The 24,069-nt window shown below is 45.7% G+C and carries 24 protein-coding genes; 13 read left to right on the forward strand and 11 right to left on the reverse strand.

Going from position 1 to position 24,069, the window contains the following annotated elements:
- Positions 1-2: 2 nt before the first annotated feature.
- A complete protein-coding gene (locus J4N44_RS25550) occupies positions 3-944 on the reverse strand; it encodes a glycyl-radical enzyme activating protein (RefSeq protein WP_045387086.1) in 942 nt (313 codons plus the stop codon).
- A 256-nt stretch (positions 945-1,200) separates the two neighbouring features.
- On the opposite strand from J4N44_RS25550, the gene J4N44_RS25555 reads away from it, so the two are divergent.
- Positions 1,201-1,875 carry a fructose-6-phosphate aldolase gene (locus J4N44_RS25555; protein ID WP_009697968.1) on the forward strand — a complete coding sequence of 225 codons (675 nt, stop codon included), beginning with the start codon at positions 1,201-1,203 and terminating at the stop codon, positions 1,873-1,875.
- A 238-nt stretch (positions 1,876-2,113) separates the two neighbouring features.
- Here the strand turns inward: J4N44_RS25555 and J4N44_RS25560 are convergent, their stop codons facing one another.
- The 4 genes from J4N44_RS25560 to J4N44_RS25575 all read right to left on the reverse strand — a co-directional run bounded on the left by J4N44_RS25560 (position 2,114) and on the right by J4N44_RS25575 (position 6,097).
- On the reverse strand, positions 2,114-2,542 hold the full coding sequence (locus J4N44_RS25560) for a ribosomal maturation YjgA family protein (RefSeq protein WP_085319610.1): 429 nt from the start codon (positions 2,540-2,542) through the stop codon (positions 2,114-2,116).
- Positions 2,529-3,869 carry a cell envelope integrity protein CreD gene (gene creD, locus J4N44_RS25565; RefSeq protein ID WP_252045416.1) on the reverse strand — a complete coding sequence of 447 codons (1,341 nt, stop codon included), beginning with the start codon at positions 3,867-3,869 and terminating at the stop codon, positions 2,529-2,531. The genes J4N44_RS25560 and creD overlap by 14 nt, the downstream gene beginning before the upstream one ends.
- A gap of 75 nt (positions 3,870-3,944) precedes the next feature.
- Complete coding sequence (creC, locus tag J4N44_RS25570) at positions 3,945-5,387, reverse strand: two-component system sensor histidine kinase CreC (RefSeq protein WP_239924924.1); 1,443 nt, start codon at positions 5,385-5,387, stop codon at positions 3,945-3,947.
- Complete coding sequence (locus tag J4N44_RS25575) at positions 5,387-6,097, reverse strand: response regulator (protein ID WP_017189660.1); 711 nt, start codon at positions 6,095-6,097, stop codon at positions 5,387-5,389. Before J4N44_RS25575 ends, creC begins: the two co-directional genes overlap by 1 nt.
- 261 nt (positions 6,098-6,358) lie before the next feature.
- Between J4N44_RS25575 and J4N44_RS25580 the strand changes: the two genes are divergently transcribed.
- On the forward strand, positions 6,359-6,871 hold the full coding sequence (locus J4N44_RS25580) for a DUF2799 domain-containing protein (protein WP_009697974.1): 513 nt from the start codon (positions 6,359-6,361) through the stop codon (positions 6,869-6,871).
- 26 nt (positions 6,872-6,897) lie between these two features.
- On the opposite strand, the gene J4N44_RS25585 is transcribed toward J4N44_RS25580, so the two are convergent.
- Complete coding sequence (locus J4N44_RS25585) at positions 6,898-7,356, reverse strand: GNAT family N-acetyltransferase (RefSeq protein WP_252045417.1); 459 nt, start codon at positions 7,354-7,356, stop codon at positions 6,898-6,900.
- Between the two features lie 91 nt (positions 7,357-7,447).
- Entirely contained in the window at positions 7,448-7,918 is a 471-nt protein-coding gene (locus tag J4N44_RS25590) for a GNAT family N-acetyltransferase (protein WP_026000275.1), read from the reverse strand.
- 132 nt (positions 7,919-8,050) lie between these two features.
- On the opposite strand from J4N44_RS25590, the gene J4N44_RS25595 reads away from it, so the two are divergent.
- Both J4N44_RS25595 and yidZ read left to right on the forward strand, forming a co-directional pair.
- A complete protein-coding gene (locus J4N44_RS25595) occupies positions 8,051-9,241 on the forward strand; it encodes an MFS transporter (protein WP_252045418.1) in 1,191 nt (396 codons plus the stop codon).
- Positions 9,216-10,187, forward strand: a complete 972-nt coding sequence (yidZ, locus tag J4N44_RS25600) for an HTH-type transcriptional regulator YidZ (RefSeq protein ID WP_005453192.1) — start codon at positions 9,216-9,218, stop codon at positions 10,185-10,187. The genes J4N44_RS25595 and yidZ overlap by 26 nt, the downstream gene beginning before the upstream one ends.
- A gap of 44 nt (positions 10,188-10,231) precedes the next feature.
- On the opposite strand, the gene J4N44_RS25605 is transcribed toward yidZ, so the two are convergent.
- Positions 10,232-11,122, reverse strand: a complete 891-nt coding sequence (locus J4N44_RS25605; RefSeq protein ID WP_005453194.1) for an alpha/beta hydrolase — start codon at positions 11,120-11,122, stop codon at positions 10,232-10,234.
- Between the two features lie 148 nt (positions 11,123-11,270).
- On the opposite strand from J4N44_RS25605, the gene J4N44_RS25610 reads away from it, so the two are divergent.
- A complete protein-coding gene (locus tag J4N44_RS25610; protein WP_009699284.1) occupies positions 11,271-12,188 on the forward strand; it encodes a LysR family transcriptional regulator in 918 nt (305 codons plus the stop codon).
- An 8-nt stretch (positions 12,189-12,196) separates the two neighbouring features.
- Here the strand turns inward: J4N44_RS25610 and J4N44_RS25615 are convergent, their stop codons facing one another.
- Both J4N44_RS25615 and J4N44_RS25620 read right to left on the reverse strand, forming a co-directional pair.
- Entirely contained in the window at positions 12,197-13,072 is an 876-nt protein-coding gene (locus J4N44_RS25615) for an aspartoacylase (protein ID WP_252045419.1), read from the reverse strand.
- 61 nt (positions 13,073-13,133) lie between these two features.
- Complete coding sequence (locus J4N44_RS25620; protein ID WP_005453207.1) at positions 13,134-14,012, reverse strand: 6-carboxytetrahydropterin synthase; 879 nt, start codon at positions 14,010-14,012, stop codon at positions 13,134-13,136.
- Between the two features lie 202 nt (positions 14,013-14,214).
- Here J4N44_RS25620 and J4N44_RS25625 point away from each other — a divergent pair, with 202 nt between their 5' ends.
- The 8 genes from J4N44_RS25625 to J4N44_RS25660 all read left to right on the forward strand — a co-directional run bounded on the left by J4N44_RS25625 (position 14,215) and on the right by J4N44_RS25660 (position 23,159).
- On the forward strand, positions 14,215-15,084 hold the full coding sequence (locus J4N44_RS25625) for a DMT family transporter (protein WP_050902860.1): 870 nt from the start codon (positions 14,215-14,217) through the stop codon (positions 15,082-15,084).
- 392 nt (positions 15,085-15,476) lie between these two features.
- On the forward strand, positions 15,477-17,651 hold the full coding sequence (locus tag J4N44_RS25630) for an FUSC family protein (RefSeq protein WP_005453210.1): 2,175 nt from the start codon (positions 15,477-15,479) through the stop codon (positions 17,649-17,651).
- A gap of 10 nt (positions 17,652-17,661) precedes the next feature.
- The gene (locus J4N44_RS25635) at positions 17,662-19,347 is read left to right on the forward strand and encodes a TolC family protein (protein ID WP_252045420.1); all 1,686 of its coding nucleotides are present in this window, start codon (positions 17,662-17,664) and stop codon (positions 19,345-19,347) included.
- A complete protein-coding gene (locus J4N44_RS25640; protein WP_005453214.1) occupies positions 19,347-19,550 on the forward strand; it encodes a DUF1656 domain-containing protein in 204 nt (67 codons plus the stop codon). The genes J4N44_RS25635 and J4N44_RS25640 overlap by 1 nt, the downstream gene beginning before the upstream one ends.
- A 12-nt stretch (positions 19,551-19,562) precedes the next feature.
- Positions 19,563-20,450, forward strand: a complete 888-nt coding sequence (locus tag J4N44_RS25645) for an HlyD family secretion protein (protein WP_005453216.1) — start codon at positions 19,563-19,565, stop codon at positions 20,448-20,450.
- 19 nt (positions 20,451-20,469) lie between these two features.
- Entirely contained in the window at positions 20,470-21,156 is a 687-nt protein-coding gene (locus tag J4N44_RS25650) for a potassium channel family protein (RefSeq protein ID WP_005453218.1), read from the forward strand.
- On the forward strand, positions 21,149-22,294 hold the full coding sequence (locus J4N44_RS25655) for an AI-2E family transporter (protein ID WP_005453220.1): 1,146 nt from the start codon (positions 21,149-21,151) through the stop codon (positions 22,292-22,294). The genes J4N44_RS25650 and J4N44_RS25655 overlap by 8 nt, the downstream gene beginning before the upstream one ends.
- A gap of 193 nt (positions 22,295-22,487) precedes the next feature.
- Positions 22,488-23,159: a DUF2057 domain-containing protein gene (locus J4N44_RS25660; protein WP_252045421.1), complete on the forward strand. Its 672-nt coding sequence runs from the start codon at positions 22,488-22,490 to the stop codon at positions 23,157-23,159.
- A gap of 63 nt (positions 23,160-23,222) precedes the next feature.
- On the opposite strand, the gene J4N44_RS25665 is transcribed toward J4N44_RS25660, so the two are convergent.
- The gene (locus J4N44_RS25665; protein ID WP_252045422.1) at positions 23,223-24,059 is read right to left on the reverse strand and encodes an outer membrane beta-barrel protein; all 837 of its coding nucleotides are present in this window, start codon (positions 24,057-24,059) and stop codon (positions 23,223-23,225) included.
- Positions 24,060-24,069: the final 10 nt, after the last annotated feature.

Here is a 24,069-nt window from a genome sequence, read left to right on the forward strand (position 1 = left end):
AGTTAACCTCTTACAATCACGTTAAGTTGGGTGTTTTCGCTTGCGTATTGCATGGCGCTTTCTAGCAGTTCTGGTTTGTTTAATGGCTTGTCAGAACACTCGTAAGGCATATCGAGCAAACGGTATTTATTGATGCCGAGCGTGTGGTACGGCAGCAAGTGAAGTTCTTGGCAGCTTTCTAGTGAAGCCGCAAAATCGATGATGTCTTTCAACTCTTCGATGGTGTCATTGAACCCCGGCACCACTGGAACGCGAATCACAATGCGTTTCGCGATAGGTGCCAGTTTTCGGAAATTGTCTTTGATGCGTTTTAGTGAACCTTTCGCCCAGCTAAGAAACTTTTCTTCGTCGGTGTGTTTTAAATCCGCCAACCAGCAATCAATATGCGGCGCAGCTTTTTCGACGTTCTTCCACGGCACATGCATGCACGATTCAATAGCGGTAGAGACTTGGTTGTCATGCAGACGTTGTGCGAGTTCTGCCACCAAATCGGCTTGCATGAGTGGCTCACCACCGGAGAATGTCACGCCACCTTGGCTTTGGTCGTAGAACGGTTTGTCTTTCATTAAGGTGTCGAACAACATGTCTGATTTCGCCTCTTCACCGCAGACAGTCAGTGCTTGCGTAGGACAGACGTCTCGCAGCGCGATCAGTTGGTCCTCTTTGATGGCTTTGCGATTGATGATGATCTGGTTGTCGATGCGTTGAATACCATCGCTCACCGTTTCACTACCCGCAGTAGATTGAGTTGTAGCTTGATAAGCAGAAACGCACAGCTGGCAATCTTCCATGCAGCTGCGCTGATCAAACAGCAGTGAATGCTTTTCGTTGCGGCTTTCTGGGTTTTGACACCAAGGGCAAGACAAGCTGCATCCTTTAAGAAAAAGAATGGAACGAATGCCATCACCATCATGGGTAGAGAATCGTTGAATATTGAAATACATCTCTGCTTGCCTCTTGGTCTGTGCTACCGCTGTGTACCTAATTCGTTTCTTTTGCTCGTTGAGTCTTATGAACGGCTTTTCTGTTTTCTAACTGAAAGCTTCATTTGAGCGTTTACAAGTTTCACCCAACTTTCATTTAATGAAATTATTATAGTTTCAAATGAAATTTCAATTGATCAAAATCAAGATCTCGTTCGATTCTCAGATCTATAGTGATCCCATCATCAAAACGAAGATTTTGTTTAAGGTAGAAACCATGATTGAACTTTATTTAGATACTGCTGATGTGGCAGAAGTAAAACGCTTTAACCAGTGCCTACCGCTAAAAGGCGTGACGACAAACCCAAGCATTTTGGCGAAGTCAAAACAGGGACTGAATGAAACCCTAGCAGGCATGCAAGAAGCACTTGGCGGTACACCTCGCTTTCACGCTCAAGTCGTGAGTTCAACCGTCGAAGGTATGCTGGCAGAAGCGCGCCAACTGAATGAATTACCTTACGATATGGTGGTAAAAGTGCCAGCAACAGAAACCGGCTTAGCGGCAATTAAGCTAATGAAAAAAGAAGGAATTCAGGTTCTTGCTACTGCTATCTATTCAGCTCAACAAGGTTTCCTAGCGGCACTGTGCGGTGCAGACTACCTAGCACCTTACGTAAACCGCATTGATGCGATGAACGGCAACGGTGTTGAAGTGGTCGCGGATCTTCAATTGTTGCTCGATCAAAACCAACTACCAGCGAAGATTTTGGCAGCCAGCTTCAAGAACACTCAACAAGCGATGGAGGTGATGAAACTGGGCATCGAAGCCATTACATTACCTACCGATGTGGCGGCACAAATGTTCGCTCACCCAGCAGTAAAACCGGCGGTTGAACAGTTCGATAAAGACTGGAAAGAGACGTTCGGCGATAAACTTTCATTTGAAAGCTGATTAAAAGTAGAAGCTAGACGTCTCAATGAATAATAAAGGGAATCTTAACTCACCTGTGCGCCGGTGAGTTTAAGATTCCCTTTTGTATTTCAGATAGAGAAGTAGCGCTACAGTAGTTCTCTATTAGTCAGTGACCAAAGGTACACGCGCTTGAGTAAACTGATTTTGATCCTTTTACGAATACCTCGTTTGGAATGGCGGAGTCGGTTTGGTAGCGCAATGGCTTTCATCTCAGTTTTCATTTCTTTTCCATCCAACAACACAGTAGACCTCCGATGCTATAAGCCAGCAGATCTTTCCAATCAAATGTGGCGCCCAAAATTACAGCCAGAGGCGATGAAGGTTCGATACCAAGCCAAGCTACGACCTGAAGCAATTGCCCCAACTCGACAGCAAACGCAATCAACACCACCAGTGAAACCAGCCAGTTAACGGGCATGGAAAACAAGCTTGCAAGAAAGTAGTAGAGCCAAACCACAACGAGAACATCACCAAATGTCGGGCGAATAAAGCTGTCTCGAACATAGAGCGCAATAACGACCAATGCGATAAAACACACCAAGCTTTTCAGTCCATTTTCTGCAGAAAATTGCAGGCGGATAGCGGACGTCTCTTCCACCATATCGCTTGGCTGCCCAGTGAGAACTGCTCGCTTAAACGTCTTCATGATTCGCCTTTGCACTTTCTTCTGCTTTCTTATTTCGTGCGTACCAGTCGATGTTGCGTGTAATAACCATAGTGAAACTCAAAATCGCGAAACACAGTAATGTCCCCATGACCAATGCGTAGCTTTCTGCTTGTAGCAAGCCAAACAGTAATCCGTAGAGAGTGAGCAAACACGCTCCGAATATCGCGCCGTGTTTGGTGTTGCTCAACATACCGCTCACGTACACACTTAAAAGCCCCGTCGATGCGACTGCCGACACCACATATGCCCAGTTAAAGCCCAGATGTTCACTCATCGAAATCAGCAATAGATAGAAAAGCGCTAAAGCCAGACCAATAAAGCCATATTGCACTGGGTGAACCGGACGCGCTTGGAACAGCTCCAGTAAGAAGAAACTCGCAAATACTAATGTGATAACCAACAGTGAATAGTTCACAGCTCGGTGAGACTTCAAATAGTGATCAACGGGGTCAATCAAATCTACGCCCATTTGTCGCTGTTCAAGCTCGTGACAAGCGTGATTCGATGACAAACAGCTTTGGAACAACTGCGCGATATTGGTAGAGAAGTTGTTGCTCGCCCATTGTGCGTTAAATCCATCTTCAGATACTTCTGATGACACCGGTAAGTAATCACCGATAAAGCTTGGATGCGCCCATGTTGAAGAGAGCTCCACTGTTGTTTGACTGCCGATTGGTGTGACTTGAAGCTGTCCCATCCCTTGTAGCAAGAAGTTAAGATCGAATGCCAAAGGTTGTGCTGGGTTTAGGTCTGCAAGTGTCAGATCACTGTGGAAGCCTTGTGGTAACTGATTTAACCCCGTTCCCGGTGCGACTTCGATATCAGAGCTCGCCATGGTCATGTCATCCAAACGAATCAATCCACGGCTGTCTTCAATGCCAACGACTAGGCTCATGTTTTCAATATCAAGCCCCTGCAATGCCGCGAGATCGTCTGCATCGAAAGTGCCTTTCAGCGCCACTTGTGCTTTGTATAAACGCGCGCGGTAAATACCTCGGTACTTTTCAAAACTGTCCAGATTTGCGCTCATATCAAAAGTGCTAGGTAAAAGAAATTTACGACGCTCTTTAATCTGTTCTTTGTCATCTCGGTAACTGGTTTCGGTGTAGTTAACCATGATGAATGGACCAATGATGCGCTGTTCGCCGCTGCTGCTGCGTGCGATGTCGTTTCTGACTTCATCTTGGCGATATGAGCGTTCTGAGATCAGTCCTGTGACCATTGAAAGCGGGATTTGCAGTAAGACAAACAAAAACAGCACGAAGGCGAACTTCGTGCCGAGTTGGTTATTGAGGATCTTTTTCATGTTTCATTCTCCATTTGCTGATGGAAGTAATCTAAATCAGCAATTTGGAGAACGAATGGAGCTAATGTGGAGTTTCTATGGAGTTGGTAAAATCAGGGTCACTTTCACGCCAGCATCGACGTTTTCGACTTGCAACTGACCTTTGTGCAGCTTGATCACTTCCTCAACAAAATTCAGCCCGAGCCCAGTGCTCTTAACACCATTTTCCCGAGCGAGGGAGTAGAAGCGCTCGGTTAAACGAGGCATTGCATAGTCGGGAATGTGAGGACCTGAATTGAAAATCGACAGGCACACCTTTTCTTTCGTGACCTCAGTTTTCCATTCAATGCATCCCTCTGAATGAACAAAATCCAGCGCATTGTCCATCAAGTTAAAAACGGCTTGTTTCAGTAAGAAGGCATCACCAAGCACGGAGAGATGGTCATCAATTTGGATTTTGGCAGTGACCGACTTAGCACTCAAACGCGCATCCGCCGATTCAACCACTTCATTGACCATTTGTTTTAGCGAGATAGCTTCGACTTGCTCTAGCTCAGGGCGCTTTTCAAGACGAGCAAGTTCTAACAACTTATCAATCAATGACTGCATGCGATCGCTTTCTCGCTCAATGTTGCCAGCAAAGCGCGCGACCTTTTCTTCAGGCAACGGCATTTGCAATATTTCACTCGCGCCTTTAATCGCTGATAACGGGCTTTTCAGCTCATGAGTCAGCGTCTGTACGTACTCTTCCACATACTGTTTGCCATCGAGCTGGTTGCGCATTTTCTCTAATGCGTCGCTTAGCGTGCCGTACTCATAAAAGATACGAAATGTCGGCTTAGAAACCTTTTCGCCTTCACCCATTTTGGTTGCGTAATCTTCTAGCTTGTTCAGTGCCGAGTGAATTCGCCAAGCAAACAATGCCCCTGCCAAAAGCACTAAACCACTCATCCACACCATCCAAAACAGCACATTGCGTTTAGAAAGATCTATGAAGGGTTGTACTGAGCGATTGGATTTTGCCACCGTCACGCTGCCAATGATTTCGCCTTTATGATAAATGGGCGCAGCCACGTGCATAACGGTTGAGAGCGGATCTTTCGGGTCTTCGATGGTACTGCGCGCGCCGTATTGACCACGCAACGTGAGATACACATCATTCCATTGCGAGTAGTCTTTGCCTACGTCTTGCTGCCAAGAATCCGCAATCACAATCCCTTGTTTGTCGGTAATGTAAATTCGATGGTTAATCGCTTTTTTGCCAATTTCCCAAATGCGCGCTTGAGGTTCTCGCTGCCCATAAGCCGCTAGTAGTTTGGAGAAGCGACTCTCAGGCAACTTTCCGTTTGCAACGTCTTCTTCCGCCAATACCGCAAGCAAGTTCGCCATATCCACCAGCGTCTCTTCGGTGGTTTGACGCACGGTTGGCTTAAGTTCTTGGACGACAGTTTTGCTCACCATGTAAGCCGTCATTCCGACTAAGATGAAGTAGAGAAAAAACAGTCTGAGTCCAAGCGGGATCTTCGGCCAGCGATTCATCATTCACCTTTAATGCAGTAAAAGTAACCAAAGCCACGCTTGGTACAGATGCGTTCAGACATCTCAAACGGCTTCAACTTATGGCGAATCGCTTTGATATGGGTATCGATATTACGCTCATATGCAGCCTCTGGCGCCATGTCTGCCGCGATCATAAGTTGCTCTCGACTCAATACATTGGAAGAGACGGAAATCAGCTTATCGAGGATCTTAAATTCCACCGCTGTTAACCCAAGCATTTGTCCACCGACACCATAATCAAAGTTCTGCGCAACCAAATCGTGACTAAATTGAGATTGCTCTATGGTTAATGTTGGTTCTGGTTTATGTTCCACCATCGGTGCTTTGGATTTGATTCGTAACTTGATGCGCGCCAACATTTCACGCGGACTAAATGGCTTAGTCACGTAATCATCCGCGCCAATCTCCAAGCCCACTACACGGTCAATTTCATCGCTTCTTGCGGTGAGAAAGATAATTGGAATATCAGAAAACTCACGGATAGCTTTGCAAAGCTCAAATCCGTTGCCGTCTGGCAAGCCAACATCCAATACAAGCAAAGCCGCGGTATTGTGCTGCAAAAAAGCGAAACCTTCTCCTGCCGTTGCAAACCACTCTACGTGGTAGCCATCCATCTCCAATACATGAATCAAGTTGTCGGCAATAGCAGATTCATCCTCGATAATGACAACGGTTGATTGGTCACTCAATGTCTAAACCTCATTGACTATATTTATTTTAATGTCGTTGTTGCGTGTCTACTTTGATGCAAAGGCTATCGAATTGATACAACAAAGGCAAAATCCGTGAACAATATTAATCAAACTCGAATTCATTCAGCGAATTGAACTTATCACTGATACTGATGACTCACTACAATTGCGAATACAATGATTTCAACTATTGATATGAACAGTGTTCATTTTACACTCAACCATATCAATTCGATTTTGTTTAAAGGACAGTAACTGATGAAAAGAGCGCTAATCCCCCTAGCAGTACTCACTTTGCTCTCTGGTTGCGCCAGCATGTCTCCAGATGAGTGTAAGACAGCTGACTGGTATAGAGTAGGCTACAAAGATGGGCAGGAAGGTAACAATCCGAGCATCATTAACAGCTACGCTGAAGACTGTGGTGAAGCGGGTGTCACTCCAGATCGAGAACAGTGGAAAGAAGGCTTTGATAAAGGCACGATTCTTTACTGTTCACCAGACAATGGCTATACCGTCGGTATTGAAGGGAAAGAATATTATGGTGTGTGTAGCAATAAACAGTTCATTGAAAACTATCAGTTAGGCCATCAAGAGTACCAACGCCAACAGCGTATCCAAGAGATCGATAATGAAATTTCTATCATCGATAATCAACTGGATAACAACCCAGATAAAGACAACGCTAAACGCTTAAAAGAGAAGAGAAAGCGATTGGCTGACGAACGTTCAAACCTCTTGTCGCCAACCATCAATTTCAATTTGAACTTCTAATTTCAACTCACTATCAATCAATGACCCTAGCTCAGTTCTAGGGTCATAAACTGGCTATTTGGATCGAGTTCGTAGTCACCAAACGGATCGCAATACACAAAGCCATGCTTTTCATACAACAGGCGCGCAGGTTTAAAAAATTCCATCGAGCCAGTTTCTAAACTTAAGCGCTGCAAACCTTTTTGCTTCGCTTGCTCAATTACATGAATCAATAATTGAGACGCCACACCTTGGTTTCTTGCCGCTGGCGTGGTGCGCATGGATTTAAGCTCAGCATGTTGATCATCCAGCTCTTTAATCGCTGCACACCCAAGCAGTTGCTCATCCTTCCATCCGGTCCAAAATGTCACTTCTGGCGCTTTGAGCTTAACTAAATCTAACGCATGCACACTCTCTGGCGGCGATGTGGCATACATGTCTTGTAGATGTTCTTCTAGTAATGCGATTACGGCTGTTCTTTCTAAATTGTCGACTTCAATTTTCACATATCGTCCTTGAGAGTTCGTGGTTATTCATTCAGTTGCATCAAATTTATTGCAAAATTTTAGTAGGTACAATCTATTGCTTTGTTCTTCTTTACAATTCCTGTCGCATGATGTGCTGAGGTCCAACTGGTCCACCATGATAAAGCTCATTAGTATCTTCAAAACCCGCCTTTAGGTAACACTGATAGGCGGGGACGTTTCGACAATTAACCGTTAGGTAGAGAAATTCAAATGTTGGATAGTGCAACTTAACAAAGTCCCTAAACAAACCAATGGCTTGCTTCGCAATACCTTTGCCTTGATGGCGATGATCCACCAGTAATGAGCGAACACCTAAACTTCTTTGAGGGCAAAAGTCATAATCTTCACTGTACGCAGCATCAAATAAAAAGAACCCGACCACACGATCATCTTCAAGGATCAAATGAGGCAGCTCTGTCGGTTTAAGACTTTCCAATCGCTGACCAATATTCTCAACCGTAAACTGAGCTTGATCTTCCAAGACTTGCAGCTCAATGGTTTGCGCGTGTCGACATGGCGTATACTTTTCAATAGTAATCATGGTCATCCTTGTTGAATTTACGTTCGATTTATACAGGGTATGTCGTAAATGGAAATACCTACGGTCGCAATTCCCACTCGCTGGCAAACGTTTCACACATTATGATCCTCACCAATTGTTAGTGAGGTTGCCATGTTCCGTTTTTTGCTTTGTAGTTTTTCCCTTGTATTACTCTATCCTACCGCGATTGATCTTTACCTTGTAGGTTTGCCTCAAATTGCCGCGGATTTAAACGCCAGTGAATCACAGTTACACATTGCGTTCTCTATCTACCTTGCCGGTATGGCAACGACTATGTTGTTTGCAGGAAAGATCGCCGACTCCATTGGTCGAAAACCTGTTGCTATGGTTGGCGCTGCGATCTTCATTGCAGCATCACTACTTGGTAGCATGGCTGAGCAGTCCGAGGCGTTTTTAATTGCTCGATTTACCCAAGGTATTGGAGCTGGCTCTTGCTATGTGGTTGCTTTTGCCATTCTTCGCGACACGTTGGATGACAAACGTCGCGCGAAGGTACTATCTATGCTCAACGGCATTACCTGCATCATTCCGGTCATCGCGCCAGTGATTGGGCACTTGATCATGCTTAAATTCCCTTGGCAAAGTCTGTTTACCACTATGGCAGGCATGGGTGTGATAGTTTGTTTGCTTTCAACCTTGATGCTCAAAGAATCAAAACCTAACGTAATCCCACAACAAAACGCCGCTTCAGCTTCTAACCAAGAAACCTTCTGTGAGCGCTTTTTTATTAGCCGACTCATCATTACTGCCATTGGCGTGACCACCATTCTTACCTACGTGAATGTCTCTCCAATGCTGGTGATGGGCGAACTTGGTTTTGATCGCGGTGGCTATTCTTCTGTCATGGCAGGCACGGCACTTGTCAGTATGATCACCTCTTTTTCTGCGCCATTGGCTTTGTCTTACTTTAAACAACGTACACTGATGCTGACGTCGCAAACCGTGCTTGTCAGTGCTGCGATGGTGATTGGTTTTGCGCATCTAGACCAATGGGGAATCCCATTTTACTTATTCGGATTTGGGCTGATTTGCGCTGGCTTCTCGATTGGCTTTGGCGTGGCCATGAGTCAAGCGCTCAGCCCATTCTCTCAACGTGCAGGTGTAGCAAGCTCATTGCTAGGCATCGCTCAAGTGTGTTGCTCTGCGATCTACATCTGGTTCATGGGATTGATTGGCGTTAATGCGCTGAATATGTTGGTGTTTATCTTAGCAATAGGTGGCGTAATCAGCTTGGCTCTAATACTATTTATTCCTAAGCCTGCTCATGAAAGCCACTATGAAGAAATCACTAGCCCGTCTTGATCTCAACTTATTGTTCACTCTGCAATTGCTGCTGCAAGAGCAGAGTGTTTCCAAAGCGTCGAAGAAATTAAACGTTACGCCGTCAACGGTAAGTAAATCGCTCAATAAGCTTCGTGACTGGTTTGATGATCCTCTGTTTGTCAAAACACCGAAAGGATTAGCGCCGACTCCGTTAGCACAAAGCATGGAGCAAGATCTGGCGGAATGGCTACAAATTGGCAGCCAAATTGCGGAAAAACGCAGCGATATAGCACCAAAAGGCGTACGCTTTGATTTGACCATTGAATCCCCGTTAGTGCTGACGATTCTTGATGATCTTCTTATCGCAATCCACCAGCGTTACCCGGATGCTAAAGTCAAAACCAGTAATTGGGATTATGATTCACTCGATGCGATTGTGCGTGGAGAAGCAGACATCGGCTTTACCGGAAGAGAGAGCCATCCCCGCTCGAAAGAGTCACTCGACCTGCTCCCTTACTTCCTCGATTTTGAAGTGCTGTTCTCAGACCTACCTATGGTGTACCTGCACAAAGATCACCCTGCTTTGAAGCAGGAATGGAATCTTGAGACCTTTTTGAGCTATCAACACATCAATATTGTTTGGGAAAAGAGTGAAACATGGGCATTGGATGAAGTATTGAGTGAACTGGGCTTACAGCGCTCAATTGGCTTAACCATGTCGAGCTTTGAGCAGTCTCTATTTATGGCCGCACAGCCACACCACAATATGCTGACCACCGCACCGCAATACTGTGAAAGTTACACCAAGAAGCTACACCCAGATTTGGTGTGTCTACCCATTCCATTGGAACAAACTCAACAAGATAAACTGCTGATCCCGTTCACCATGATTTGGCACAAACGTAATGCGTACAACCCAAAACTGGTGTGGTTACGAAATACCATTAAGTCACTTTATGGTTGTTCCAGTGACATCGATAAATAGCAAAAGGGGCGATATTCTCGTCCCTTTTTCTTCTAATGGTGTGATTAGCTAAAAAACTCAATGATCTGCTCAACAGCTTGATCAACGTATTCGTCTTCGTCATAGAGCCCAATGTGATTCGCACCTTCAATTCTAATCAATTGTTTAGGCTGCGAAGCCGCATCAAACATTTGCTCACTTTCGTATGCGGAATCCGCTTCTGTACCGACAATCATCAGCAGTGGTGTCGGTGTCAGGTTTGCAGCAATATCCAACGCAGAAAAGTTAGCCAACGTCTCATAAGACCAAGGCAAAAACTTGCTTTCGTATAAACCTTTTGCTCCGCGCTCTGTCATGTAGTACTGGTAGAACTCTCTAAACAGACGTGGCATTTCCTCACTGTCTTCAGTTGGTGCATGAGGCAGAAAATCAATCTGTCCAGTAGCAAGATAACGTTCTCTCGCTTCATTACCTTTAAGCAGTAAATCTAACAACCCCTCTCGACCAATTACGTTGTGATAAAAACCTCGGTGGTCAAAGTAAGCACTCACAGTCGCAAGTGATTTTACGCGTCGATCTGTCGCAACGGCATGAGCTAAATACCCGCCGCCAGAACAAACACCTAACCCATGGATTTGCTCGTTGTTCACATACGTTAAAGAACGTAAATAAGTGACCCCATTGCGGCAATCTTCCGCTTTACTGTATGGGTTCTCATGAAATCTTGGTGCACCTTCACTCGCGCCAAAACTGGCATGGTCAAACGTTAATACCACAAATCCCTTGGCAGCAATTTTCTCGGCGTAGATTCTTACCGTCTGCTCTTTCACACCCGCCTGTGGCGCTGCAATCAAAACCGCGGGTAAAGGATTCTCCACTACGGATGGACGATGAATTTCCGCTGCAAGTCGGTTGCCATTGCTGAAAAATGAAGCCTCATATCTTGTTACTGTCACTCGATTCACTCTCTATGGTTAACGGTTTTTTAGACGATAGAGACGAGCATTCACAAACATTTGTACTCTGCTCCTCTCTTTTAAACCAGTATAAGGAGCGCTATTATTCAGATATATATAAGCATTATGAAAACACTGTTAGGTTTACATGAACAATCTATCTTGGCGAGGTATTCGAGCGTTTATTTATGTGGCGGAATGTGGAAGCTTTACCTCCGCAGCCGAAGCGATGGGCGCATCAAAGGCAAACGTGAGTCAGCTCGTGAGTGAATTAGAGTCCTCGCTAGGTGTTCAATTGCTTTATAGAACCACACGTCAGCTTCGCCTTACTGAAATTGGCGATGGCTACTTTCGCAAGTGCAAAGAAGCAATGCTACAACTGGATGCCGCCGCAGAGTGGGCACAGCAAACCACCAGCGAAATTAAGGGTCGGATCCACATGAATTCTGTCGGAGGACCGATTGGCGAAGAGCTCATTGCACCATTGGTGATGAGTTTTCAATCCGCCTACCCGAACGTAGAAGTAGAGCTCGATTTCTCAAAACATCGCGTTGATCTTATTGAAGATAGCTACGACTTAGTCCTCCGTGTCGGCGAAATGCCAGACTCCACTCTCATCGCGCGCCGACTCACCACACTTCGCACGCACTATGTCGCAAGTCCAGATTTTCTGGAACGACACCCGAACATCCTCGTCCCAGAAGATCTTAAAGCCTTGCCTTTGATTCATGGCAGTGTTGATCATTGGATTATGAAAAATCACAAAGAACAGCGCATTATCAATGTAGGGCAAGGTATTAAAGCGGCTACTGGCAGGACCATGCGGCACGCGGCGGTTTCTGGACTAGGGGTAACGCGACTAACCGATGTGTACTGCCATGCTGATTTGGCATCCGGAAGACTTATCGAGGTGCTCCCGGAATGGTCAGAAAAAACCTTACTTTCGCTCGTCTGTCCGCCAGTCAAATATCAACTACCAAGAGTCAAAATGCTTATGGACTGGATAAGCGACCGATTCGAAGAACACTATAAACAGTTCAGAATTGAGGGCGAACATTCAAGCTAAGCTCGGTTTCAATCACTCGTGCGAACGCATTTTTTCTCAGCAAGTGCCATAGCGATATTGGCTTTGCTGTACGCACTCTCGTTGATGAAATGCGGATAGATATCCTGTTTGCCTTCCCAGAAAATATCGTAACCAAAGAAGGTCGCGAGTAGTGGTTCGCCCGGTTTGACTACCTCGAAATCTCGTCCACAGATCATAGGATGTACTGTCGCGACACGCATACCATCATAGTCGACAGGGATCATGACTTCTTCGGTGTAAAAATACGCGTCGTAGTCATTCAACTCACCAACTCGACCAAGGTTATGCTGTTCAAGGTAATCGAGCACCATGGTCAGCATCTTCTTCATTAGCTCTAGAGTGTCGTACTTCAGTGAACCATGTGCTTGAGCTCCAACTTCGATCATCACGCCATGCTGCCCGGTGGTGCACAAATAAGGTTGGTCATCCCACGCTTTTCTGTCTTCAAACAAGATGTTGGCTTCTGGCATGCGTTGCTTCACATACGCCCCCATCTTGCGATAGAACACGTCATTAGAAACCAAAATCAAGGTCGCACCCATGTTACTGGTGGTGTTGTGCAGATCGATGATCAATTGATTCTCTTGGTGAGCATGTACTTGCGTGAATTGCTGCGCGATTTCAGTTTCTTGCTGAGTCGCAGGCGATGATTGATTCGCCAAGGCAAATTCACGGTTGAGATCGGTCTCCACATAACGAACGTTTTGCTTTACCGCTTCAGGGTTGCCAAGCACACACTGAGTATTGAACGTCGAACGGTCAGCAACATAGAGGCGATCTTTGATGAGCTTTTGAAGATAAATGCCAGAAAGCTCGTTACCATGCGTACCTGCCACGAGCAGAACACGATTAAGTTTGTCCATAAAAGTGATATTCCAAATATTGAGTAAAAGTGAGTTTTAATTGAGATTGAGCAGCGCCCTCTTAGCGAAACGCCATCGCTCCTTTTCCCACACCTTCATAGGCGATAATTTGCAGTGACTGCCCCTCATTTAATGAAGGAGCAATTTCATTAGCGATAAATACGGCAAGCAGTTCCACCGTTGTATCCGTGTTCAGCACTTCGGTTTCACTGTGTGCAATCGCTAATTGGAAGTCCCCTTGAGACGTGGTGTAACGAAAGCCAAAGTGGGTATCGCTACTGCTGCCATTAGCGTGTTCACTCAACTCTAAATGCTCAACTTCAACTAAGTCTTCGATGGAGGCGAGATAGATATCTTGCCAACGCTGTGCAAAAGCGTGCTCGCGTTCGATATCACGCTGCCCATCCACTAGGATTTGGATCGGTGAACGATGTCCGTGTGCGATACGCTGACAATTACCATCGTGTTTTTTTAAACCGTGGGTGTAGTGATAGTAAGCGCCATCGAGTTTTTCATGACGTAAGGTCACATCAATCGATGCCACATTACTCGGTAGATGACCTTGTAGAACATGGTGAATGTGTTTCGTCACGCTTTCTATTGAGATTTCTTTAGCATCAACAAAGCAAAAGGCTTCATCCGGACAATGTAGATGAATGCCCTTTTCACCACGCATAAGGTCGACTTGGGAATAGCCTGATTGAATACTTGTCGTTTCCACCGCGTCATTATCTACGGGAACAAGCAAACGGTGATCAACATATTGATCGACCAATTGTTTGATTTGCTTCTTCACTTTCGAGAAATCCAGCACCATGCTCATCTCATTGAGATCGCCATGCATTACGACATCCAGAATCCAGCTCTCGCCGACCATGCCTCGTTTTTCACACAAATACGATGCATCAATAACCGTGAGATCATTAACAAATAGATTCAACCCGAATTCCTCATTCTGTATTTATTACCGAACCAAATTGTTATGTTATAACAATTACTATTTTCACTCAATTTGGCAAGACTTCGATATCTCAATGCACCATGAGTGTGCGTTTTCAGCTATAACTAATCACTTTATCAACTAATTAGCTTCTTATGTTTGGCGCTACACTGCGTATCTTGCTTAGGATTGAGGATAAGGAATGTCGACATTTTTACTGACCGCGATTGCTATGTTGGCGTTTGCTGCCAATTCACTGCTGTGTCGCTTAGCATTAGCAGCAGGTCTCATAGACGCGGGCAGCTTCACCCTTATCCGTTTACTCTCTGGTGCAGTCACCTTAGTTGCCATCCTACTTCTGAGAGGAAACTTTCGCAGCCAGCTACCGACAACCAAATTCAGTCTGTTTGCAGGAGTAGCCTTATTTGGATATGCCGCCCTGTTTTCTTTCGCCTATATAAAACTAGCAGCTGGAACCGGAGCCTTGTTACTTTTTGGTGCTGTACAGCTGACCTTACTCGCCCTTTATTGGTGGCAAGGGCAGCGCTTTAAATCGCTCGAAGTGTTAGGCATTGCGGTGTCGTTAGCGGGGTTTGCTTGGCTCATGCTGCCATCGGCAACTCGACCAGATGTCTGGTCTGCTGTATTGATGGTACTTTCCGGTGTTTGCTGGGCAGGCTTCACCGCTCTAGGTAAACACGCCCCAACTCCGAGCAGTGGGATTACTTGGGGGTTCATTACCGCTTCCATCTTAGGACTCTTACTTTCCCCACTGTTATTAGATTCAATTCAAGTAACCTTAAAAGGTACATTATTAGCCATTGCATCGGGTGCCATCGCCTCAGGTTTTGGTTATGTACTTTGGTATCAGGTAATGCAAAAGTTATCTCTGTTACAAGCAGCGGTTAGCCAGCTTTCTGTTCCTGTCATCGCTCTGATTTTAGGTAGCATATTGTTAGGTGAAGCCCTGACCCTACATTCGTTAATAACCAGTGCTATCATTCTTGGCGGCATTGCATTGGTCTTTTTATCTCGCTCCCAAAAATCCAAAACCACATCTACAAGCCAGTAAAAAACAAAAACTTCCCTCTCAACTTATTCCTCATCATCTATGCTTTTTGTTAGGCACTTGTTTTCACAATAATTTGGAAGTGAGCAAGACCTAACATGCTGGCGATGGGCCTTGAATAGAAATTTGGTTTGATAATTCCTGCAAAACTGTATCAGTAATGAGACTTTCTAGTTAAACGTTTTCTTGGTCGTTTTTCCTCCCACGCTATGAGCAACGGGGCTCGAAGAACGATTTAGGCTTTTCAGTCCGATTGGGTTTTGACAAAGGATTTACAAACCTCTTCATTTCAATCGCTATATTCCGCGTCCGCAATTTTTTCAGAACGAAATTCTGATTATTGATTGAATAAATTCATCCACCTACAAGCATAAGCCTGAGCTAACGTTGACACTATGAACGAGAAAATCAAATTCGCCACAAAAGTAGCGCTTAGCCTAACTCTGGCTTATCTGATCCCGTTTGCAATGGGTTGGCCGCAAGCATCTACCGCGGCTACGACAGTCATGTTAATCGCTTCTACCGGTAGTCGACGTGAGTCTCTCGCCAAAGGCACATTGCGTGTGCTGGGTACTTTAGTAGGTGCGGTAATCGGTTTGTTGCTTGTCGGCATGTTTGCCCAAGATCGCTTGCTGTATATGCTCAGCGTTTCTGTCGTTGTTTCCTTTATTTTCTATTTCCGCAACGCGTACCAAAAAGACCCGACCTTACTTGCCTTAACTGGCGTAATGGTCTTAATGATGTCGAATGGTGGAGATGCAGAAGGCGCATTCATGTATGGCGTTGATCGCGCGTACATGACGATCTTTGGTGTAGTGCTTTACACCTTAGTGGGCACATTCCTATGGCCGACCAAGACAGAGCAAAATCTGCGTCAGCTCATTGAGCAACTGAATCAAGCTCAACAAGCGTTGTTTAATGCCATTTTGCAAAACTTCGAACAAAAAACAGCGCTACAACAGGATGTGGTCACCAATGTGGAAGCGACTGAAAACGATGAAGCACCGTCACCAACCATCGATGAGTTGTTAGAAAAAGTATTCGCCGCACAAAACGCGCTAGAACAACGCTTTGCAACCGTCAGTGTCGAGTGCAGTGATGTCTCGGCCTATATGAAAGAGTGGCAACTCGCGGTCCACTTCAATAAGCAAATCACTCAAGAGCTTAGCGTGGCTGCACATAGTCACTTTAGCCACCAGCAAGACCGAAGCTGTATCAACAACTTTGATCAAGCGACTCAAGAAATCCAACAACTGTTCAAGATCAGTCAAGAGATGTGGGACAACGAGGGAGCGGCTTACCGAGCTCAAGAATTAAACATCGAATACAACCAAGCTGCGCTAGCAGACGCGTCTCACCTTGTGAAAGGCTCAGCACTCACACTTGGTCACTTACTTAAACTCATGCACCAAAGCTTGTCTCGCTTAGCTGAGAGCATTAGCTGTATTGATTCTGTGACCAACAATGTGTCGTTTAAGCAAGAATTGCCGAAGCAGAAGAGTAAGTTCCTTTGGTGGGATGCTGAGAACTTCAAAACCGCAGTGAAAACCTTCACCACCTACTGGGTGGCAGGGTTAATTTGGATTTATTTCAACCCGCCAGGTGGCTACTCATTTGTTACCTTCTCAACCATCTTTATGTCACTGCTGTCGTTTGTACCTGTTCACCCATTCATGTTGCTGATTTTGTTTACGTTTGGCTTCCTATTTGCAGTGCCTTCGTACGTCTTTATTTTGCCGGGTTTAGAGCTAGGTGCCGAACTGGGCTTGTTCATCTTTATCTATACCTTTATCGGTTTCTATCTATTCAAAGGACCGGTGACTATCTTCTATATGATTGGCTTGTTCGTGCTCGGTCTCGACAACAATATGACCTATCACTTTGGCATCCTAATGACGATCATGACCTTGTTCTACATGGTGGTGTTCATGATCATTTTCGCTCATTACTTCCCTTTCAGTTCACGTCCAGAGCATTTGTTCTTAACGCTGAAAGAGCGGTATTTCAGGCATGTTGGTGACCTATTTGCTAGCTATCACCAACAATCCGAGTCCTCTTTTAAGAAGCTGAAACGTTCTTTGCATTTGGTGACACTAAACGTCTCTTCTAAAAAACTGATGGTTTGGGGCTCAAAGATCAACCACAAGTTATTTGATAAAACGCCGCCAGAGGCCATCGGCGCATTCAGCAAGTCATGCAATGCCCTAAGTAACCACGTCAACATTTTGATTGCTGCCGAACAAAAGCTGTTAAGTAACCGACTTATCAAACAGTTACGCAGCAAGCATACCGATTCCATATTACCTCTGATGGCTGGCGCACTAGCAAGCCATCAGACGACCGACGAGCTCAATTCTGTGTTCGAACAATACAGCCAAGATTACCAATCCTTTGAAAATAAACTGGAAGAATTCTTTAGTGAGTTGGATTTATCTGACTACGCTTATTCAGAGATAGCCGGTTTTTATATCTTGCTGAATTTAAAACGGAACGTGTTCGAAGCAATAAACCAATGCAAGCAAACCTACGAGGATATCGATTGGGTGAACTTACGTCAGAAGCGGTTTTAAAGGTGAGGATATGATGCTTCTAAAACTAACTAAACCTAGCCTCGCCATACTCTCTGTACTCGGATTGAGTGCGTGTACGACTTTGGGTCCGGATTACGTCCATCCAGAGCAAACCGCCTTGCCAAGTGATTGGTCATTAGAAAAAGCGGCGCAAGACACACAGCAATCCGAGCAAAAACTGCAGCAGTGGTGGCAGCAGTTCAACGATCCAACACTGAACCAACTGGTTGAGATGGCGAGCCAACAAAACCTCGATCTTGAGGCGGCGGGTTTGCGCATAGTCCAAGCACGTTCGCTATTGGGCATCTCCACAGGATTGCAATACCCACAAGTGCAAACTGTCTCCGGTAACTTAGCCAGAGCTTATGTGAACGACCAAGGTGTAAATAACGCCGCGCTGTCATTTGATGCAGGGTGGGAAATGGACATCTGGGGCAAATACGCGCGTGGCATTGAATCTGCTGAAGCTGGCTACTATGCGTCGATTGCGTCTTACCACGACATCATGGTGACCATCACTGCGGAAGTGGCACGCAACTACATCAACTACCGCACGTTCCAAGAGCGTATTTTACTCTCTCGTCGAAACATCGAGATCCAAGAGCGCGTAGTGAATATTACTCAGGTGCAATTTGATTCTGGTAACGTAACTGAGCTCGACGTTCAGCAAGCGAAAAACCAGCTCTTCAATACTAAAGCGGCGCAACCTTCGCTTGAAATTGCAATGAAGCAGTCGCGCACTGCATTAGCATTGCTGTTGGGTGTGCTGCCAGAAGACGTTGAAAAGCTGTTGCAATCTGATGGCTTTGCTCAGCGGATGGCTGATTACGAAAACCAGTTTAAATCCTCAGGCAGAAAACCCGCACTATCAGGCAACGACGAACGTTCCATCGTACCTCGTCCACCTTTACTGGATAACAAAGTGGATGCAAATTTGGTGATGCGCCGACCTGATCTTCAAGTATCAGAAATGCAAGCTCGTGCTCAGAGTGCTCAGATTGGCGTTGCCGAAACAGCCTTGTACCCAAGCTTCTCTCTGTTCGGCTCTATAGGTATCGATAGCACGGTTCCAGATGGCAGCAGCTTCAGTTTCAGTGACTCGCTAACCATGGTGGTAGGTCCAACGTTCAGTTGGAATATCTTCCAATACGGACGAGTGAAAAACAACATTCGATTTGAAGATGCGAAGTTTCAAGAAACGCTGACCAACTACAACAAGAAGGTGCTGCAAGCGGTTAATGAAGTGACTAATGCACTGGAAGCTTATGACTTGTATTTGGAGCAAAAATCGCTGCGTCTGCAATCGGTCAATTCGTCGATTCGCGCGTTCAATATATCGATGACGCAGTACGAAAACGGTCAGATTTCCTTTGAGCGTCTTCTGAATTCAGTAGAAAAGATGACTCGCGCAGAAGACAGCTACGCCACCATCAAAGGTAACGTCGCAAACCAAGTTGTGGCACTTTACAAAGCGCTCGGCGGTGGATGGGAGGCTCAAACAGGTAAACCATTTTTATCTGAAACCGTCGCTAAACAGATGCAAGACCGCAGCGATTGGGATGGTTTGCTGGATGAAAAAGAACGTGTTCTGCCACCAATTCGCATCGAGCCATCTTCAGACAAAGCGCAAGCAGACAGTGCCGAGCAACTAAGTACCCAGAAAAATAGTTCCGAGCAAGATGGGGAGGTGCAGTAATGCCACACGAACTCTCTTGGGGGGACGTTTACTTTTCTCCCTTGTTACTGGTGCTGATTCTTGCCGTCACTGCCACATGGATAACGGTGATCATCTTGAACAAGACACGCTTGTCACGCTTCATTGCATTTCCGTCTCTGACATTCATTGCCATCATGGTGTTTTACGTGGTGGCCATCGACAGTTTTTATATACAGTTTTAGGTGCCCAACAAGATGAAAAAACTACTCGTTATTGCACTCAATCTTGTCATTCTTGGTGGCGCGGCGTGGTTCGGCTATCAGAAGTTCGAAGAGTATTTTAATAACCCATGGACCCGCGATGGTCAGGTACGTGCGAACGTTATCAAGGTTGCACCTCGTGTATCTGGTCCTATCGTTCATGTTGCCGTGATGGACAACCAAGAAGTGAAGAAAGGCGATCTGCTGTTTGAGATCGATCCAACCACTTACGACGTTGCCCTATCACAAGCAGAAGTGGCGTTAGAGAAAGCCATCGTCAGTTCACGCGGTAAAAAGATCGAATACGATCGTTTAAAAGACATCCGAGCCAAAGACCGAGGCGCAGTTTCTCACAAAGATCTCATTCGTCGCGAAATCACCTACGAAGAATCGTTACTGCAAATCAAATCAGCAGAAGAACAGCTTAAGTCTGCGCGCCTGAACCTTGGTTACACCAAAGTGTACGCATCGGTTGATGGCTTTGTATCAAACCTAGATATCCGTGACGGTACACAGGCGGTTGCAAACCAACCGTTAGTCGCACTTATCGACAAAAACAGCTTCTGGGTCTTTGGCTTCTTCCGCGAAAACCAATTGGCTCAAATTGCCCCGGGCAATGAAGCTCGTGTCACCTTGATGTCTCACCCAGACACACCTATCGACGCTACGGTGGACTCCATCGGTTGGGGTATCGCCCCTAAAGACGGCACCGTTGGCTACAACCTTCTCCCTAATGTGAACCCTGTATTCCAGTGGATTCGCTTAGCCCAACGCATTCCCGTTCGCGTGTCATTGCATGAATTACCAGAAGGCGTCGACCTACGCTTTGGTCTTTCTGCTTCCATCATGGTGATGAAGGACTCATCACAAGAGCAAGAATAGGAGTTAAACAGACATAACCATGGCTATCGGAAAAAAACTCAAAAACATCAATGAAGAAAACAACTTCTTCTATCTGACCCTAGCGTTAATCGGGCTCTTAATTGGCGGTGCGTTTGTACAGGTTGTAGGAGAAGGAGCGATGGAACACCTGTTACAAGGGTTCACCATCATCACTTTTATCGTCTGCATGGCGAGCTTACGCTTTGACAAAAACTGGTCACGTTTTCTTTATACCTTGCTCGGTACTTGGGTATTGGTGATTGGTATTAAAGCCGCTCTCGGTATCAAAGAAATGGACGTGGTGATGCTCGCCCTCACCTTCGCCTTCTTCTTCGGGACATTCAAATCCATCGCAAGACAGATTCTGTTCACTGGGCATGTGAACACCAACAAAGTCATTGGTTCGGTTGCCCTATTTTTGCTGCTGGGACTGATGTGGGCAATTGCCTATCTCATCCTTCTTGAGTTCTCTCCAAACTCATTCACCGGGATGGAAGCCATCTCTTGGGGTCAGAACTTCTCTAATGCAGCGTATTTCAGTTTCGTCACCTTAACCACGTTAGGTTACGGCGACATCAGCCCTCTAACACCATTGGCACAAGTCGTTGTGTATTTAGAGGCCATTGTAGGCGTGTTTTATATGGCGATTGTTGTTTCAAGTCTCGTCAGTTCCAACATTGAACATCAGGTAAACAAAAATGGATAAACAATCGGAAAAAACAGAGAGTAAGATTTTCATCAGTAATATGGTGGAATCTGCGATACGTATCGGCTTGATCTTAGTCTTGCTGATGTTTACGTATGACATTATCAAACCTTTCATTCTTCCTGTGATTTGGGGTGCGATCATCGCGGTTGCATTGATGCCAATCTGTAAAAAACTAGAAAGAGTGTACGGTGGTAAACGAGGTCTCGCGGCAACGACAATTGCGTTGTTGGGTATCGCCCTACTGGTCACGCCTCTAGTGATGGTATCAGGCTCCATTGTTGATGGCGCAACGCACGCACTAGAAGTATTGCAAAATGGCGACATCAAAATCCCTGGTCCAAAACCTTCTGTTGCTGATTGGCCACTTGTCGGTGACAAGCTTTACGAAGTATGGACGCTGTTCGCGACAAACTTAGAGAAAGCAATTCAAACCTTTATGCCACAAATCAAGTCAGGCTTAACGTCTCTACTTGGCATGGTAGGTGGTGCTTTGGGTAGTCTGCTTCTTTCTATCCTATCGCTTGCGATTGCTGCTGGCTTTATGACTTACTCAGAGTCTTTGGCATCAGGTCTTAGCACCATTGCCGTTCGCACCGCTGGCGACAACGCCAAGAGCTGGACAACACTTATCGCCGCAACTATTAAGAGTGTGTTGCTTGGCGTGGTTGGTGTCGCTGCGATTCAAGCGCTATTGATTGGTGCAGGTTTCTTCATCTTCGGCGTACCTGCTGCAGGTCTACTCACACTTATTCTGATGATCCTGTGTATCGCACAGCTTCCAGCACTGCTTGCCGTACTGCCTGTAATTGGCTACATGTACATGACCCAAGACACCAGCACTGCGACTATGTTCACTGTGTGGGTTGTGGTTGCTGCATTGTCAGAGAACCTGTTCAAACCGATGCTAATGGGACGCGGTGTTGATGTACCGATGCCTGTGATTCTTCTTGGTGCCATTGGCGGCATGCTCTTCTACGGCATCGTTGGTCTGTTCTTAGGTGCCGTTATCCTAGCGATTTGGTATGAGCTATTCGTATGGTGGTTGAGCATAGAGAAAGCACAACAGCAAGAAGAAGCGGTCATCGAAGAGAAAGAAGCGTCGCAAGCGGAATCTGGTCACGGCGCTGGTATCTAACCTTGCAAGCATTTGAAACAAACCGCTGTCTTTGCAGCGGTTTGAGCTATTTAGCTCACAGTTTCATCGCTTGGAATCAGATTAAAATGACGTTCTTGTTAAATTTTCAATCTTCTAACATTCGAGAGTTGCAATCAGACAATGAACAATGCAATCTCGATGACCACTAATGACAGTGCTTAGGATAAAAACAATGAAATTGATCAAGCCTTTAACTTGCGCGCTTGCTTTGGCAATGAGTGGCATGGCATTCGCGGATGTGACGGTAACCGTTCCTGACGACGTTTCAATCTATGCGGCTAACGGTGAAAAAGTAAAACTATCTGGTGGCTTTTTTGCTTCTGAAAGATCATTCACTCTGCCTGACGGTGTAAACCAAGTTGTTTTCCGCTACGCACCTTACTTCAGCCAAGGCAATGATCGCCTAAGTGTTGAGAGTGACGTTATCGTAGCTCGTTTCGACGCAACCGATGCTGAGCTAGCGTTCCTGCTTCCTGAATACCGTGATCTTCGCCAAGCAGAAGAAAGAATCAAAGACCTAGATTGGAAACTGGTTGATGCTTCAGGCAATGCAATTGCGGTAGAGCAAGACAAGCTAATCAAACCAGGTATGCAAATTGGTCGTGACTACGTTCGCGAAGTGGAAGACTACAATAAAGCAGGCGGTGTAGCGGCAATCGGCGTTGCAACTGCAGCGGTCGTTCAGCCTGTAACGCTTCCAGCAGCAATTCCATCAGACATGAAGCAAACTAAGCCTGCGACAATGAAAGCAGATTCAACGGCTGAAGAAATGCTGCACTTCTGGTACCAAAAAGCAGACGCTGAGACACAAGCGCGCTTTAAAGACTACATCAACAAGCAATAGCTCGTTGTCTGGTAGACGAAATATTCAATACAAAAAGCCACACTCCTGTGTGGCTTTTTTAATTCAGAATTTGTACGCCATGGTCAGCATTGGACCATAGAATCGGTAGGTAACATCGAGCGCAGAATTGTCGCTTTCGTAATCAACCCCTACTTCGTAATAGTTAAATGAACCCGTCATGCTGAATTGGTCGGTAAAGAAGTACTTTGCGCCAATGTCCACTTCAAACAAATAGCCTTCTATATCATCCACAGCTAAATAGAACACCTGTGCGTGGCTTTTTAAAATCCAGTCTTGCGTCAGTGAATACTCTGCTCGAATCCCCAAATCAGGCAAAGGGGCAGTAACATCATTTAAAACCGCATCATCAACAAAAATTACTGGAATTTCATCCACCCCACTCACTTTTGCGCCAAGCTTGCCATCTAAACCTAATGACAGCCACATCACGTGCAGCCCCGCCAATACATCCACCGCCCATTTATCACTGGTGTAAAACTGATAACCGTAACCTAGGCGTGCAATATCAATGTTCAGTTCTGTGGTCAACTTAGAGCCAGCTTGAACCGCATAAGTGGTGCCATCAACGGTAATTTCAAAAGGTTTGGTTACCGCTGTGCGGGTTGCCTCACGGTGCAAACTACGCCAATCAAGATACACGCTATGTTTTTTATTGAAGTAATACTCCACTTCAACATAAGGCAGCACGGTAAACTCTTTCAAATCGAGATCAGATTCGAAATCAATGGTACGTATTTGGTCGAGGTAAGGGTCGTAGGCGTTAAGTTTGGTGTCAGTGCGAGAGAAAAATCCCCCCGCTTCAATCTCCCACTCTCCAGCAACGACGCCGGAAGAAATGAGAGTAGCGAGGCACACTGTCCAACCAGCTTTGTTCATCATCCTTGAGTCC

Origin of the sequence: Vibrio sp. SCSIO 43155 (genome assembly GCF_023716605.1) — a bacterium.
Classification (GTDB): domain Bacteria; phylum Pseudomonadota; class Gammaproteobacteria; order Enterobacterales; family Vibrionaceae; genus Vibrio; species Vibrio harveyi.

Bases quoted from the DNA above. Each gene is read 5' to 3' on its own strand.
- J4N44_RS25560 (WP_085319610.1), bottom strand. From the start codon at position 2,542: ATGAAGACGTTTAAGCGAGCAGTTCTCACTGGGCAGCCAAGCGATATG.
- J4N44_RS25660 (WP_252045421.1), top strand. From the start codon at position 22,488: ATGAAATTGATCAAGCCTTTAACTTGCGCGCTTGCTTTGGCAATGAGT.
- J4N44_RS25580 (WP_009697974.1), top strand. From the start codon at position 6,359: ATGAAAAGAGCGCTAATCCCCCTAGCAGTACTCACTTTGCTCTCTGGT.
- J4N44_RS25610 (WP_009699284.1), top strand. From the start codon at position 11,271: ATGAACAATCTATCTTGGCGAGGTATTCGAGCGTTTATTTATGTGGCG.
- J4N44_RS25590 (WP_026000275.1), bottom strand. From the start codon at position 7,918: ATGATTACTATTGAAAAGTATACGCCATGTCGACACGCGCAAACCATT.
- J4N44_RS25665 (WP_252045422.1), bottom strand. From the start codon at position 24,059: ATGATGAACAAAGCTGGTTGGACAGTGTGCCTCGCTACTCTCATTTCT.
- creC (WP_239924924.1), bottom strand. From the start codon at position 5,387: ATGAATCGCTGGCCGAAGATCCCGCTTGGACTCAGACTGTTTTTTCTC.
- creD (WP_252045416.1), bottom strand. From the start codon at position 3,869: ATGAAAAAGATCCTCAATAACCAACTCGGCACGAAGTTCGCCTTCGTG.
- J4N44_RS25615 (WP_252045419.1), bottom strand. From the start codon at position 13,072: ATGGACAAACTTAATCGTGTTCTGCTCGTGGCAGGTACGCATGGTAAC.
- J4N44_RS25555 (WP_009697968.1), top strand. From the start codon at position 1,201: ATGATTGAACTTTATTTAGATACTGCTGATGTGGCAGAAGTAAAACGC.
- J4N44_RS25645 (WP_005453216.1), top strand. From the start codon at position 19,563: ATGAAAAAACTACTCGTTATTGCACTCAATCTTGTCATTCTTGGTGGC.
- J4N44_RS25595 (WP_252045418.1), top strand. From the start codon at position 8,051: ATGTTCCGTTTTTTGCTTTGTAGTTTTTCCCTTGTATTACTCTATCCT.
- yidZ (WP_005453192.1), top strand. From the start codon at position 9,216: ATGAAGAAATCACTAGCCCGTCTTGATCTCAACTTATTGTTCACTCTG.
- J4N44_RS25625 (WP_050902860.1), top strand. From the start codon at position 14,215: ATGTCGACATTTTTACTGACCGCGATTGCTATGTTGGCGTTTGCTGCC.
- J4N44_RS25550 (WP_045387086.1), bottom strand. From the start codon at position 944: ATGTATTTCAATATTCAACGATTCTCTACCCATGATGGTGATGGCATT.
- J4N44_RS25650 (WP_005453218.1), top strand. From the start codon at position 20,470: ATGGCTATCGGAAAAAAACTCAAAAACATCAATGAAGAAAACAACTTC.
- J4N44_RS25655 (WP_005453220.1), top strand. From the start codon at position 21,149: ATGGATAAACAATCGGAAAAAACAGAGAGTAAGATTTTCATCAGTAAT.
- J4N44_RS25630 (WP_005453210.1), top strand. From the start codon at position 15,477: ATGAACGAGAAAATCAAATTCGCCACAAAAGTAGCGCTTAGCCTAACT.
- J4N44_RS25635 (WP_252045420.1), top strand. From the start codon at position 17,662: ATGATGCTTCTAAAACTAACTAAACCTAGCCTCGCCATACTCTCTGTA.
- J4N44_RS25640 (WP_005453214.1), top strand. From the start codon at position 19,347: ATGCCACACGAACTCTCTTGGGGGGACGTTTACTTTTCTCCCTTGTTA.